This is a genomic window from Methylocella sp., from assembly GCF_041905455.1.
Lineage (GTDB): Bacteria > Pseudomonadota > Alphaproteobacteria > Rhizobiales > Beijerinckiaceae > Methylocapsa.
Window position 1 is genome coordinate 162,583 of the sequence record NZ_JAYRLA010000008.1, and the last position, 12,716, is coordinate 175,298.

Annotated in this window: 14 protein-coding genes and 1 tRNA gene; 13 read left to right on the plus strand and 2 right to left on the minus strand. The window is 66.6% G+C overall.

What is annotated here, in order from left to right; genetic code table 11:
• Nucleotide 1: 1 nt before the first annotated feature.
• From nuoH to ACE3OG_RS09110, 12 genes are all read left to right on the plus strand, one after another.
• Nucleotides 2–1,030, plus strand: a complete 1,029-nt coding sequence (gene nuoH, locus ACE3OG_RS09055; RefSeq protein WP_374307805.1) for an NADH-quinone oxidoreductase subunit NuoH — start codon at nucleotides 2–4, stop codon at nucleotides 1,028–1,030.
• A 30-nt stretch (nucleotides 1,031–1,060) separates the two neighbouring features.
• Nucleotides 1,061–1,549 carry an NADH-quinone oxidoreductase subunit NuoI gene (gene nuoI, locus ACE3OG_RS09060; protein ID WP_374307807.1) on the plus strand — a complete coding sequence of 163 codons (489 nt, stop codon included), beginning with the start codon at nucleotides 1,061–1,063 and terminating at the stop codon, nucleotides 1,547–1,549.
• 44 nt (nucleotides 1,550–1,593) lie between these two features.
• The gene (locus tag ACE3OG_RS09065; protein WP_374307809.1) at nucleotides 1,594–2,199 is read left to right on the plus strand and encodes an NADH-quinone oxidoreductase subunit J; all 606 of its coding nucleotides are present in this window, start codon (nucleotides 1,594–1,596) and stop codon (nucleotides 2,197–2,199) included.
• A gap of 49 nt (nucleotides 2,200–2,248) precedes the next feature.
• A complete protein-coding gene (nuoK, locus tag ACE3OG_RS09070) occupies nucleotides 2,249–2,557 on the plus strand; it encodes an NADH-quinone oxidoreductase subunit NuoK (protein ID WP_374307811.1) in 309 nt (102 codons plus the stop codon).
• 4 nt (nucleotides 2,558–2,561) lie between these two features.
• Nucleotides 2,562–4,610 carry an NADH-quinone oxidoreductase subunit L gene (nuoL, locus tag ACE3OG_RS09075; protein WP_374307813.1) on the plus strand — a complete coding sequence of 683 codons (2,049 nt, stop codon included), beginning with the start codon at nucleotides 2,562–2,564 and terminating at the stop codon, nucleotides 4,608–4,610.
• A complete protein-coding gene (locus tag ACE3OG_RS09080) occupies nucleotides 4,610–6,172 on the plus strand; it encodes an NADH-quinone oxidoreductase subunit M (protein ID WP_374307815.1) in 1,563 nt (520 codons plus the stop codon). Before nuoL ends, ACE3OG_RS09080 begins: the two co-directional genes overlap by 1 nt.
• Nucleotides 6,173–6,182: 10 nt before the next feature.
• Nucleotides 6,183–7,628 (plus strand): NADH-quinone oxidoreductase subunit NuoN, encoded by a 1,446-nt coding sequence (gene nuoN / locus ACE3OG_RS09085; RefSeq protein WP_374307817.1) that lies wholly within the window; start codon nucleotides 6,183–6,185, stop codon nucleotides 7,626–7,628.
• 81 nt (nucleotides 7,629–7,709) lie between these two features.
• Nucleotides 7,710–8,489 (plus strand): biotin--[acetyl-CoA-carboxylase] ligase, encoded by a 780-nt coding sequence (locus ACE3OG_RS09090; RefSeq protein ID WP_374307819.1) that lies wholly within the window; start codon nucleotides 7,710–7,712, stop codon nucleotides 8,487–8,489.
• A gap of 28 nt (nucleotides 8,490–8,517) precedes the next feature.
• Entirely contained in the window at nucleotides 8,518–10,188 is a 1,671-nt protein-coding gene (locus ACE3OG_RS09095) for a ribonuclease J (RefSeq protein WP_374307820.1), read from the plus strand.
• Between the two features lie 72 nt (nucleotides 10,189–10,260).
• Nucleotides 10,261–10,665: a methylmalonyl-CoA epimerase gene (gene mce / locus ACE3OG_RS09100; RefSeq protein WP_374307821.1), complete on the plus strand. Its 405-nt coding sequence runs from the start codon at nucleotides 10,261–10,263 to the stop codon at nucleotides 10,663–10,665.
• 153 nt (nucleotides 10,666–10,818) lie between these two features.
• Nucleotides 10,819–11,109: a hypothetical protein gene (locus ACE3OG_RS09105; RefSeq protein WP_374307823.1), complete on the plus strand. Its 291-nt coding sequence runs from the start codon at nucleotides 10,819–10,821 to the stop codon at nucleotides 11,107–11,109.
• Nucleotides 11,110–11,344: 235 nt separating this feature from the next.
• Nucleotides 11,345–11,419, plus strand: a tRNA-Val gene (locus ACE3OG_RS09110).
• Here the strand turns inward: ACE3OG_RS09110 and ACE3OG_RS09115 are convergent.
• Nucleotides 11,398–11,589 (minus strand): hypothetical protein, encoded by a 192-nt coding sequence (locus tag ACE3OG_RS09115; RefSeq protein ID WP_374307825.1) that lies wholly within the window; start codon nucleotides 11,587–11,589, stop codon nucleotides 11,398–11,400. The two genes, ACE3OG_RS09110 and ACE3OG_RS09115, sit on opposite strands and share 22 nt — an antisense overlap.
• A gap of 76 nt (nucleotides 11,590–11,665) precedes the next feature.
• Nucleotides 11,666–11,788: a hypothetical protein gene (locus ACE3OG_RS09120; protein WP_374307827.1), complete on the minus strand. Its 123-nt coding sequence runs from the start codon at nucleotides 11,786–11,788 to the stop codon at nucleotides 11,666–11,668.
• Between the two features lie 677 nt (nucleotides 11,789–12,465).
• Between ACE3OG_RS09120 and ACE3OG_RS09125 the strand changes: the two genes are divergently transcribed.
• Nucleotides 12,466–12,716 (plus strand): helix-turn-helix domain-containing protein (locus ACE3OG_RS09125; protein ID WP_374307828.1); only part of this gene is annotated, 251 nt, incomplete at its 3' end.

Genomic DNA, 12,716 nt, shown 5'->3' on the forward strand with positions numbered 1-12,716 from the left:
TATGGAACAGTCCGGCTGGTTCGTTCCGCTGCTGCTGACGGCGCTGAAGAGCGTCGTCCTGCTCGTCGTGCTGCTGATCTTCATCGCCTACATCCTCTACGCCGACCGCAAGGTATGGGCGGCGGTGCAGCTGCGGCGGGGCCCCAACGTCGTCGGTCCCTGGGGGCTCTTCCAGAGCTTCGCGGACATGCTGAAGTTCGTCTTCAAGGAGCCGGTCGTCCCGGACGGCTCCAACAAGGGCGTGTTCCTGCTTGCGCCCTTCGTCATGGGCCTCCTGTCGCTCTCGGCCTGGGCGGTGATCCCCGTCGCCGAAGGCTGGGCGGTCGCCGACATCAACGTCGGAATTCTGTACATCCTCGCGGTCTCTTCGCTCGGCGTCTACGGCGTCATCATGGGCGGCTGGGCGTCGAACTCGAAATATCCGTTCCTGTCGGCGCTGCGCGCGGCGGCGCAGATGATCTCCTATGAAGTCTCGATCGGCTTCGTCATCATCACCGTGCTGCTCGTCGTCGGCTCGCTGAACCTCACCGACATCGTGCGCGCGCAGGACAACGGCTGGGGATTCCTCGGCTGGTACTGGCTGCCGCTGTTTCCGATGTTCGTGATCTTCTTCGTCTCGGCGCTCGCCGAGACGAACCGGCCGCCCTTCGACCTCGCCGAAGCCGAATCCGAGCTCGTCGCCGGCTTCATGGTCGAATATTCCTCGACGCCCTACATGCTGTTCATGCTCGCCGAATATGTGGCGATCATCACCATGTGCGCGCTGACGACGATCCTGTTCCTCGGCGGCTGGCTCTCGCCCATCCCCTTTGCGCCCTTCACGCTCGTTCCCGGCGTGATCTGGTTCGTGCTGAAGGTCTGCGCCGTCTTCTTCATGTTCGCGATGGTCAAGGCCTTCGTGCCGCGCTACCGCTACGACCAGCTGATGCGTCTCGGCTGGAAGGTGTTCCTGCCGATCTCCCTCGTCATGGTCGTCCTCGTCGCCGCCGTGTTGCAGGCGACGGGCTGGGGCGCGGCGCTCGCGCGCTGACCTCCCGCTCCGGGTTTGAAAGAGCTTGACATGAAACTCGACCAGTCCGCCAAGGCCCTGTTCCTGACCGAGTTCGTCGGCGCGTTCCTCTTGTCGATGCGCTACTTCTTCAAGCCGAAGCCGACGCTGAACTATCCGCACGAGAAGAACCCGCAGTCGCCGCGCTACCGCGGCGAGCACGCGCTGCGCCGCTATCCGAACGGCGAGGAGCGCTGCATCGCCTGCAAGCTGTGCGAGGCGATCTGCCCGGCGCAGGCGATCACCATCGAGGCCGGCCCGCGCCGCAACGACGGCACGCGGCGCACCACGCGCTACGACATCGACATGGTGAAATGCATCTACTGCGGCTTCTGCCAGGAGGCCTGCCCGGTCGACGCCATCGTCGAGGGGCCGAACGCCGAATTCTCGGTCGAGACGCGCGAGGAGCTCTTCTTCGACAAGAACCGCCTGCTCGAAAACGGCGCGCGCTGGGAGCGCGAGATCGCCCGCAACATCGCGCTCGACGCGCCCTACCGGTGAGGGCTGACGATGACCGGAACCATGCGCGCACAGGGGTTTGAGCGATGATCGCGGCGCTGTTCTTTTATTTCTTCTCCGCGGTCCTGATCGCGTCCGCCTTCCTCGTGATCTCGGCGCGCAATCCGGTCCATTCGGTCCTGTTCCTGATCCTCGCCTTCTTCAACGCGGCGGGCCTCTTCCTGCTGCTCGGCGCCGAGTTCCTGGCGATGCTGCTCGTCATCGTCTACGTCGGCGCGGTGGCGGTGCTGTTCCTGTTCGTCGTCATGATGCTCGACGTCGACTTCGCCGAGCTCAGGCAGGGCTTCATGCGCTACCTGCCGATCGGCGGGACGATCGGCGCGATCGTGCTGCTCGAGCTCGTCGTGGTGGTCGGCGGCTGGCGCGTCGAACCCTCCGCGCTCGCCGCCGCCGCGACGCCCTCGCCGCCCGGCATGAGCAACACGCTGGCCATCGGCCGCGTGCTCTACACGCAATACGCCTATCCCTTCCTCACCGCCGGCATGGTCCTCCTCACCGCGATGATCGGCGCGATCATCCTGACCCTGCATCACAAGGCTGGCGTCAAGCGCCAGAACGTCGCCGCCCAGAACGCACGCACGCCGGCCGAGGCCGTCGAGCTGCGCAAGAAGCCGTTCCGCGAGGGCGTCTGATGGCCTCCGTCAAGCATTTCGCCTGTTTCGCCGCCGCCGGGAGGCGCTGATGACCCTGTCGCTCGCTCATTTCCTCGTCGTCGCCGCCATCGTCTTCACCATCGGCGTCGCCGGCATCATCCTGAACCGCAAGAACATCATCATCGTCCTGATGTCGGTCGAGCTGATCCTCCTGTCGGTCAACATCAACCTCGTCTCCTTCTCGAGCTTCTTCGGCGACCTCACCGGCCAGATCTTCTCGCTGTTCATCTTGACCGTCGCCGCCGCCGAGGCCGCGATCGGCCTCGCCATCCTCGTCGCCTACTACCGCAACCGCGGCTCGATCGCGGTGCAAGACATCAACATGATGAAGGGCTGAGCCGATGTATGCGGCGATCCTTTTCCTTCCGCTTCTCGGCTTCCTGATCGCCGGGCCTTTCGGCCGCTATATCGGCGCGCGGCCGAGCGAGCTCGTGACGACGAGCCTGCTGTTCGTCTGCGCCGCCTTCTCGTGGTTCACCTTCGCGCATGTCGCGCTGGGCGAGGAGCCGGGCTCGGTCCGCGTGCTGGCCGAATGGTTCTCGTCGGGCGCGCTCAAGGCCGACTGGACGATCCGCGTCGACACGCTGACCGCGGTGATGCTCGTCGTCGTCACCACCGTCTCGGCGCTCGTCCACCTCTATTCGATCGGCTACATGGCCGACGACCCGTCGCGCCCGCGCTTCTTCTCCTATCTGTCGCTGTTCACCTTCGCCATGCTGATGCTGGTGACCGCCGACAACCTGCTGCAGATGTTCTTCGGCTGGGAAGGCGTCGGCCTCGCCTCCTACCTGCTGATCGGCTTCTGGTACCAGAAGCCCTCCGCCAACGCCGCCGCCATCAAGGCCTTCGTCGTCAACCGCGTCGGCGACTTCGGCTTCCTGCTCGGCATCTTCATGGTGTTCGGCCTCACCGGTTCGGTCGCCTTCGACCAGATCTTCGCCGCGGCGCCGGGCCTCGCCGGCAAGAACGTTTACGTCTTCGGCGGCTGGTTCGACGCCATGACCGTGACCTGTCTTCTCCTGTTCATGGGCGCGATGGGCAAGTCGGCGCAGTTCCTGCTGCACACCTGGCTTCCCGACGCCATGGAGGGTCCGACCCCGGTCTCGGCGCTGATCCACGCCGCGACCATGGTCACCGCCGGCGTGTTCATGGTCGCCCGCCTCTCGCCGCTGTTCGAGCAGGCGCCGACCGCGCTCTCCTTCGTCATCCTGACCGGCGCGACGACGGCCTTCTTCGCCGCCACCGTCGGCCTCGTGCAGAACGACATCAAGCGGGTCATCGCCTATTCGACCTGCTCGCAGCTCGGCTACATGTTCGTCGCCCTCGGCGTCGGCGCCTATTCCGCCGGAATCTTCCATCTGTTCACCCACGCCTTCTTCAAGGCGCTCCTGTTCCTCGGCGCGGGCGCGGTGATCGTCGCCATGCATCACGAGCAGGACATGCGGCAGATGGGCGGGCTCGCGCGCAAGATCCCGTTCACCTTCGCGATGATGACCATCGGCACGCTGGCGCTCACCGGCTTTCCCTACACCGCCGGCTATTTCTCCAAGGACGCGATCATCGAGACGGCCTTCGCCTCGCACCGAACCTTCGCCTTCTACGGCTTCCTGATGACGGTGATCGCCGCGGGCCTCACCTCCTTCTACTCCTGGCGGCTCGTGTTCATGACCTTCTTCGGCCAGCCGAAATGGGACGAGGCGCACGAGCCGGCGCATTCGCTCGGCGCCGCGGCCGTCCATGACGCGCACGCCGACGACGCGCACGCTCATGACGAGGGGCATGACGATCACGGTCACGACGACCACGCCCATCACGGGCCGCTCGACCCGCGCGAGCCGGCGATCGTCATGCTGATCCCGCTCGCCGTGCTGAGCCTCGGCGCGCTGTTCGCCGGCGCCCTGTTCCACGCCGACTTCATCGGCGAGAAGTTCAGCGAGTTCTGGAAGGGCGCGATCTTCCTCGGCCCCGAGAATCATATCCTGCACGAGATGCACGAGGTCCCGCACGCCGTGTCGCTGATCCCGACTGTGATGATGGCGCTGGGCTTCGTCGTCGCCGTCTTCATGTATGTGATCGCGCCCGCGACGCCGCGCCGCCTCGCCGAGGCCTTGCCCGGGCTCTACCGCTTCCTGCTCAACAAGTGGTACTTCGACGAATTGTACGACGCGATCTTCGTCAAGCCCGCGATCGCCATCGGCCGCGTCTTCTGGAAGAAAGGCGACGTCGGCCTCATCGACCGGCTCGGGCCGGACGGGGTCGCGGCGCGCGTCGTCGACGCCACCGGGCGCGTCGTCAAGCTGCAGAGCGGCTACATCTATCACTACGCCTTCGCGATGATGATCGGCCTCGCCGCCATCATAACCTGGTATCTCGTCGGGAGCGTCCGCTGATGTTCGGCTTCGGCATTCTCTCCTGCCTCGTCTTCCTGCCGCTCGTCGGCGTCGCCTTCATCCTTTGCCTGCGCGGCGAGGACGAAGCGACGCTCAACAACGCGCGCTGGGCGGCCTTCGCGACCACCATCATCGTCTTCCTGCTCTCGCTCTACGCGTGGGCCATGTTCGATCCCGCGCAGCCGGGCTTCCAGCTCGTCGAGGAGAGGGGCTGGTTCGGCTCGGGCCTCGTCTACAAGCTCGGCGTCGACGGCATCTCGATGCCCTTCGTGCTGCTGACGGCGTTCCTGACGCCGTTCTGCATCGCCGCCTCATGGACCTCCGTCACCTACCGGGTGAAGGAGTACATGATCGCCTTCCTCGCGCTCGAGACGCTGATGCTCGGCGTCTTCTGCGCGCTCGACCTCGTGCTGTTCTATCTGTTCTTCGAGGGCGGCCTCATTCCGATGTTCCTGATCATCGGCGTCTGGGGCGGCAAGCGGCGCGTCTACGCCGCCTTCAAGTTCTTCCTCTACACCCTCGTCGGCTCGCTCTTGATGCTGCTCGCCGTCATGGCGATGTACGGCTTCGCCGGCACGACCGACATCGTCGCCCTCCTCAAGGCGCATTTCCCGGCCTCGATGCAAACCTGGCTGTTCCTCGCCTTCTTCGCCTCGCTGGCGGTGAAGATGCCGATGTGGCCGGTGCACACCTGGCTGCCCGACGCCCATGTCGAGGCGCCTACGGCGGGCTCGGTGATCCTCGCCGGCATCCTGCTCAAGATGGGCGGCTACGGCTTCATCCGCTTCTCGCTGCCGATGTTCCCCGACGCCTCGGCCTATTTCGCGCCGCTCGTCTACGCGCTGTCGATCATCGCCATCGTCTACACCTCGCTGGTGGCGCTGGTGCAGGAGGACATGAAGAAGCTGATCGCCTATTCCTCGGTCGCGCACATGGGCTTCGTCACCATGGGCCTGTTCACCATGACCGAGCAGGGCGTGCAGGGCGCGATGTTCCAGATGATCTCGCACGGCTTCGTGTCGGGCGCCCTGTTCCTGTGCGTCGGCGTCGTCTACGACCGGATGCACACTCGCGAGATCGCCGCCTATGGCGGGCTCGTCGCGCGCATGCCGGTCTACGCCGTGGTTTTCATGGTCTTCACCATGGCCAACGTCGGCCTGCCGGGCACCTCCGGCTTCATCGGCGAGTTCCTGAGCCTTCTCGGCGGCTTCCGCGTCAACAGCTTCATCGCGCTGTTCGCGACGACCGGCGTCATCTTCTCGGCGGCCTACGCCCTGACGCTCTACCGCAAGGTGATGTTCGGCCCGCTCGACAAGCCGGCGCTGCGCGCGATGCTCGACCTCAACTGGCGGGAGAAGGCGATCTTCGCCCCCCTCGTCGCGCTGACGATCTATTACGGCGTCCATCCGAAGCCGATCCTCGACGCCTCGAAGGCCTCGATCGCGCAGCTCATCGAGGCCTACGACACGCGGCTCGCGGCGCATGACGGCCAGACGCTGGCCGCAGCCGAGAGCGGGACGGCGCGGGCCTCCGCCGTCTCCGCCGACCGTCCGACTTATTAAGGCGCGCTCCATGATTCCCCTCAACGTCGCCCTCGCCCACGTCCTTCCCGAGCTCCTGCTGCTCGTCGGCGCGCTCGGCCTGACGCTCTACGGCGCGATCCGCGGCAAGCCGTCGGACGGGCCCGTCACCGAGATCGCCGTCGCCGTCTTGGGCGCGGCGCTGCTCGTCATCCTGCTCGGCTTCAAGACCGACATGGTCCTGTTCGACGGATCGGTGGTCGACGACGGCTTCGGCCGCTTCATGAAGGCGCTCGCCCTCATCGGCTCGCTCGTCGCCCTCCTCATGGGCCAGGATTTCCTCGCCCGCGAGCGCATCGACAAATACGAGTTCCCGATCCTCGTGCTGCTCGCGACGCTCGGCATGATGGTCCTGATCTCGGCGCAGAATCTCATCGTCATGTATCTCGGCCTCGAGCTGATGTCGCTCGCGCTCTATGTCGTCGCCGCTTTCCACCGCGACGATTTGCGCGCGTCCGAGGCCGGCCTCAAATATTTCGTGCTCGGCGCGCTGTCCTCGGGGATGCTGCTCTACGGCGCCTCGCTGATCTACGGCTTCTCGGGCTCGGTCTCCTTCGCCGGGATCGCCGCCTCCGTCCAGAACGCGCCGGCGGGCGGACCTTCGCTCGGGATCGTCTTCGGCCTCGTCTTCCTGATGACCGGCCTCGCCTTCAAGATGTCGGCCGTGCCGTTCCACATGTGGACGCCGGATGTCTACGAGGGCGCGCCGACGCCGGTGACGGCCTTCTTCGCCTCGGCCGTGAAGATGGCGGCGGTGGCGATCACCGTGCGCGTGCTGATGGCGGCCTTCCCGGGCGCCACGCCGCAGTGGCGGCAGATCGTCGTGTTCATCTCCATCCTGTCGATGGCCCTCGGCGCCTTCGCCGCCATCGGCCAGAGCAACGTCAAGCGGCTGATGGCCTATTCGGCGATCGGCCACGTCGGCTTCGCGCTGGTCGGGCTCTCGGCCGGCACGCAGCTGGGCGTCTTCGGCGTCATGGCCTACATGGCGATCTATCTCGTCATGACGCTCGGCGCCTTCGCGGTCATCCTGTCGATGCGCGTCGCCGGCCATCCCGTCGAGCGCATCTCGGACCTCTCCGGCCTCGCGCGGACCAATCCCTTCATGGCCTTCTGCTTCGCCATGCTTATGTTCTCGCTCGCCGGCGTGCCGCCGCTCGCCGGCTTCTTCGCCAAATGGTACGTGTTCAACGCCGCCATCCAGGCGCATCTCTACTGGCTCGCCGTCATCGGCGTGCTGTCGAGCGCGGTCGCCGCCTTCTACTATCTGCGCATCGTCAAGGTGATGTATTTCGACGATCCGGCGCCCGCCTTCGACCGGCCCTCGCCCGCGCTTTCCGCCGTGCTTGCCATTTCGACCGCGTTCGTGCTGTTCTTGTTCGTCTATCCCGCCCCGTTCGTCGGGGCGACGGCCAACGCGGCCAAGTCTTTGTTCTAAGCCCTTGTTCCGGCGCTTTTCCGGGCGCCGGGGGCTTCGGGCGAATCGCCGCGTCCACGCCGGAACGACGTGAAAGGACGGATGATTCTGTCGGATCTGGCGACGTCTCTCGAAGCTTTGGGCTTCCGGCTCTCCGCCCATGATGAAATCGCCTCGACCAATGACGAGGCGATCGCCTGCGCGAGGGCGGGCGCCCCCGGCCGGCTGTGGGTCGTCGCGCGAAGCCAGACGAAGGGCCGCGGCCGCAACGGACGCAGCTGGACGTCCGAGCCCGGCAATCTGTTCGCGAGCCTGCTCCTGATCGACCCCGTTCCGCTCGCCCGCGCGCCCGAGCTCGGCTTCGTCGTAAGCCTCGCCTGCGCCTGCGCCCTTCAGGCGATCGTCGGCGACAAGGCGCCGGTCGGCCTCAAATGGCCGAACGACCTGTTCTGCGGAGGCGCCAAGGTCGGCGGCGTGTTGCTCGAAAGCGCCGCGCTCGAAGGAGGAACGGCCCTCGTCGCCGGGATCGGCGTCAATTGCGCCTCCCATCCCGTCGACACGCTCTATCCGGCGAACGACCTCGGCGCGATCCTCGCCCGCCCGGTCGCCGCCGAAGAGGCTTTTGCGGCGCTGGCGCAGGAGACGGCGCGCTGGCTCGGCGTATGGACGCAGCCGGGGGGCTTTTCCGCCATCAGGCGCGAATGGCTCGCCCGCGCGCTCGGAGTCGGCGAGCGGATCAGGGTGGCGGCGCGCCGCGGCGGGGATCTCGAGGGCGTGTTCTCGACCATCGACGAGAGCGGGCGTCTGGCGCTCGACGCGGGCGAGGCGGGCGAAATCCGGATCGACGCCGGCGACGTTTTTCTGACCGGAGCCGCGCAATGAGGTTCGGCTTACGCAGCGGGCGCGTCCAGTGAGCGGCGCGTCCGACGAACTGGTGTTCGCGCCGCTCGGCGGCCTCGGCGAAATCGGCATGAACCTCGCCCTTTACGGCTTCGGGCCGAAGGGGGCGATGAAATGGCTGATGGTCGATTGCGGCATCGCCTTCGCCGGCCCGGAGCAGCCGGGGGTCGAGATCATCGTTCCCGACGTCGCCTTCGTCGAGAAGATCAGGCGCGACCTCGTCGGCCTCGTCGTCACCCACGCGCATGAGGACCATATCGGCGCGATCGTCGACCTGCAGCCGAAATTCGGCTGCGCGGTCTACGCCACGCAATTCGCCGCCGAGCTCCTGCGCGCCAAGCGCCTCGCCGAGCGCGGCGCTCCGGACATCCCGATCGAGGTCGTAGCCCAGGGCGGGCGCGTGACGCTCGGGCCGTTCGACGTCGAATTCGTCGCCATGGCGCATTCAATTCCCGAAAGCTGCGCCCTCGCCATCCGCACGCCGCTCGGCCTCGTGCTGCACTCCGGCGACTGGAAGATCGACGCCGAACCGGGCCTTGGCGCGCCGACCGACCAGAAGCGCCTCAGGGCGATCGGCGAGGAGGGGGTCCTCGCGCTCGTTTGCGATTCGACCAACATCCTGCGCGAGGGGATCAGTCCCTCGGAAGGAGAGGTCGCGCGCGTCCTCTCCGACGTCATCGCCGGCGCGAAGGGCCGCGTCGTCGTCACCACTTTCGCCTCGAACGTCGCGCGCATCCGCGCGGTGGCGCGCGCCGCCGCCGCGGCCGGGCGCGAGGTCGTGCTCGCCGGCCGCGCGATGGAGCGCGTCGTCGCGGTGGCGCGCGAATGCGGCTATCTCGACGACACGCCGCAGATGCGCGGCCTCGAGGCCTTGTCGTCGCTGCCGCGCGAAAAGACCGTGCTTATCGCCACCGGAAGCCAGGGCGAGCCGCGCGCGGCGATCGCGCGCATCTCGGAGGGCGCGCATCCCGCCGTCTCGCTCAACGCCGGCGACATGGTGATCTTCTCCTCGCGCACCATTCCCGGCAACGAGCGCGAGGTCGGCCGCATCGTCAATAATTTCATCCGCTCCGGAATCGAGGTCGTGACCGACCGCAACGGCCTCGTGCACGCCTCCGGCCACCCGCGCCGCGGCGAGGTCGCCGAGCTTTACGCCTGGCTGCGGCCGAAGATCGCCGTTCCCGCGCATGGCGAGGACCTGCATCTTTCCGAGCACGCGGCTTTCGCCCGGGCGCAGGGCGCGTCCTTCGTCGTTCCCGCCCGCAACGGCGACCTCGTCGCCCTTGCGCCGGGCGATCCCGGAATCGTCGGCGAGGTTCCGTGCGGGCGCCTGCTCAAGGACGGCGACATTTTCGTTCCTGCCGGCGACGAGGCGCTGCGCGTGCGCCAGAAGCTCGCCGCCGCCGGCGTCGTCACCATCGCGCTCGCCGTGACCGCCAAGGGCGATCTCGCCGGCGTGCCGGACGTCATGACCGCCGGCGTGCCCTCGCGCCTGCGCGACGGCGCGGCGATGGACGCGGTGGTCGACGACGCGCTGTTTTCGACCTTCGACAATTTGCCGCGTCAGAAGCGGCGCGACGCGGACGTCGTCTCCAGCGCCATCGAGAAGGCGGTGCGCAGCGCGGTCGCCGCGGCTTGGGGCAAGCGTCCCTCGGTTCATGTCCTCGTCGTCGAAGTATGACGGCGCGGCCTCGATCGCCTGCGCCGTCGCGGCTACGGCTTCGCCGCCCCGAACCTGCCGGAAGAGGACGCGATGATCGGACGACTGAACCATGTCGCCATCGCGGTGAAGGCGCTCGAGCCCGCCGCCGCCGTCTATCGCGGCGCGCTCGGGGCGAGCGTCAGCGCGCCGCAGCCGCTGCCCGAGCATGGCGTCACCGTCGTCTTCGTCGAGCTGCCTAACTCCAAGATCGAGCTGCTTGAGCCGCTCGGCGAGGCGTCGCCCATAGCCGATTTCGTGGCGCGCAACCCCAAGGGCGCGGTCCATCATATTTGCTACGAGGTCGACGACATTCTCGCCGCGCGCGACAGGCTGCGCGACAATGGCGCGCGGGTGCTCGGCGGCGGCGATCCGAAGATCGGCGCGCATGGCAAGCCGGTGCTGTTCCTGCATCCCAACGATTTCTCAGGCGTGCTTATCGAGCTCGAGCAGGCCTGAGCAACGTTCGGCGCTTTTCTCCCCGTTATGCACAGAACAAGCTAGGCACGCGCTTGGCTGAAGCTTGCGTTCGTGCGCGAACATTCAAAGAACACCTTGTAATCTGGAACGAACTATGAACAAATATCCCGCGGCCGTTGCGGCGCGCAGGCCGTGAACGGCGAAGTTGCGAGGGCGGGCGAGATGTTTCAGGAGGTTAACGCGGTAGTTCGGGCGGCGGCGCGCCGGCATTTCTCCAGGCCCTCCGGCGGGGAGGCGGCTCGCGAGGCGCAGCGGCTGATCGAGCGCTATCAGGAGCGCGCCTATTGCGAGGCGCGCGAGCGGGCGGCGGGCCGCTGCCTCGACGGCGACCCGCATCCGCGCTTCTGGACCCGCGTGAAGCTCGAGGTCGCGCGTCGGCAGGAGATCGCGATCGGCCTTTCCGGAGCGGATCTGCGGGCCTGACCGGCCGGCCGGCTCGATCGCGCGCGGCGTTCGAGGGGCGACGTCGGCCTCGACGCTTGACTTCGCCGGCGCGCGCTCCATAAAAGGCGTCGCCGCGCGAGCGGCGCTTCGGGCCGAAGCATGGCCCGATTGGACTGGACCGGTCCGATCGCCATAGACCATGGCCGGACGTCGGAAGCTGAAGCCTTCGTGTTGCGGCCGCAACGCCGTCGACGAAGGCTTGAGGTCCACGGTCGGGCGCGTAGCTCAGCGGGAGAGCACTCCCTTCACACGGGAGGGGTCACAGGTTCAATCCCTGTCGCGCCCACCATTGCTTCGGCCGTCTGGCGACCGTCGAAAATCGCCAGCGAATTCGCGCGCAAACGTCGACGAAAGACGCAAGACATCGGTCTGGGCGATCCATTCTTCGTGCTGCCGCAGCCGCCCGGCGCGGGCCGCCATGATGAGCTTCTGCGCGGCGACCGAGAGCGACTTCGCCAATCGCTTCCTGATGAAACGATGTTTTTACACTTGTTTTCACCGTTGCTTCTATGGCCGAGGAAGAACGTGATACGACTCAAGCCATGATCGGCTGCAAAGTTCGTTTCGTTGAAACGATCATCGCGCGACGCGCAAGCAGGCCGACGAAGTGGCCGAAGAAGATGACCAGGGCGCCGATGCGGAGCAGGTTCGAGCTCACAGCGGCTGCTTGCGGCGCTGGAGCTGAGGGGAGCCCAAGCGCCAGCTATATTGCTCCCGGTCGAAGCGGATCGCTTCCCGCGCGGGACCGTGGATTGCAACAATCCAGGATTGGCGCGGCGTCGTGATGCCGGTGAGTCGCTTCCCACGCGGGAGCGGGGATTGAAACTGCAACGAATATGAGGATGCGCCGGTGAATTTCGGCGCGCCCGACCACGACGCCTGCGATCCCGACGCTCGTCGCGAACTTGCGTCAGATGCGTCGGCCGGCGCTGGGGATCGTCCAGCCGACGACGTCACGCGCTACTTTCACTCATTCCACAGCTCGTCAGGCCACGAAGGCCGATCGCTATGGCTGACTATGTCAATCACGCGCCGTTCGGCTGGGGGCCCCTATCCGTGCCTGACGGTTTCCCTGCTCGGCGGCGCGACGCTTCGCGTTTGACAGCGTGCGCCTTCCCTCTATGTGGTTTCAATCCACGCTCCCGCGCGGGAAGTCGCCAATACATAAGATATTGAGGCGCTAAAGAAAATAGTCGCCAGCGCGCGAATCACGGCCGATCCAACCCAAACGAATCCGGATCTAGAGCGGTTTCTTGTCTGATTGAATCGCGGGGGATTCCCGAATCGGCTTCGGTCTGATTCAAGATGCCTGCTGGCGGCGGAGGCTGGCAGGCCATGTCGAAGAAGACCCTTTCGCTCGATCTTCGAGAACGCGTTGTGGCCGCTGTGTCCGGCGGTCTTTCCCGGCGTCAGGCGGCGGAGCGTTTCGGCGTCTCCGCGTCGAGCGCGATCCGGTGGTGTCAGCGGCGCGACGAGACCGGCAGTCCGGCTTCCCTCAAACGTGGCGGCGACCGCTGGTCGGCGCGCATCGATGCGCACAAGAGCCTGATCCTCTCGTTTGTCGAGGACACCTGCGACATCACGCT

Bases quoted from the DNA above. Each gene is read 5' to 3' on its own strand.
- nuoH (WP_374307805.1), top strand. From the start codon at position 2: ATGGAACAGTCCGGCTGGTTCGTTCCGCTGCTGCTGACGGCGCTGAAG.
- nuoI (WP_374307807.1), top strand. From the start codon at position 1,061: ATGAAACTCGACCAGTCCGCCAAGGCCCTGTTCCTGACCGAGTTCGTC.
- ACE3OG_RS09065 (WP_374307809.1), top strand. From the start codon at position 1,594: ATGATCGCGGCGCTGTTCTTTTATTTCTTCTCCGCGGTCCTGATCGCG.
- nuoK (WP_374307811.1), top strand. From the start codon at position 2,249: ATGACCCTGTCGCTCGCTCATTTCCTCGTCGTCGCCGCCATCGTCTTC.
- nuoL (WP_374307813.1), top strand. From the start codon at position 2,562: ATGTATGCGGCGATCCTTTTCCTTCCGCTTCTCGGCTTCCTGATCGCC.
- ACE3OG_RS09080 (WP_374307815.1), top strand. From the start codon at position 4,610: ATGTTCGGCTTCGGCATTCTCTCCTGCCTCGTCTTCCTGCCGCTCGTC.
- nuoN (WP_374307817.1), top strand. From the start codon at position 6,183: ATGATTCCCCTCAACGTCGCCCTCGCCCACGTCCTTCCCGAGCTCCTG.
- ACE3OG_RS09090 (WP_374307819.1), top strand. From the start codon at position 7,710: ATGATTCTGTCGGATCTGGCGACGTCTCTCGAAGCTTTGGGCTTCCGG.
- mce (WP_374307821.1), top strand. From the start codon at position 10,261: ATGATCGGACGACTGAACCATGTCGCCATCGCGGTGAAGGCGCTCGAG.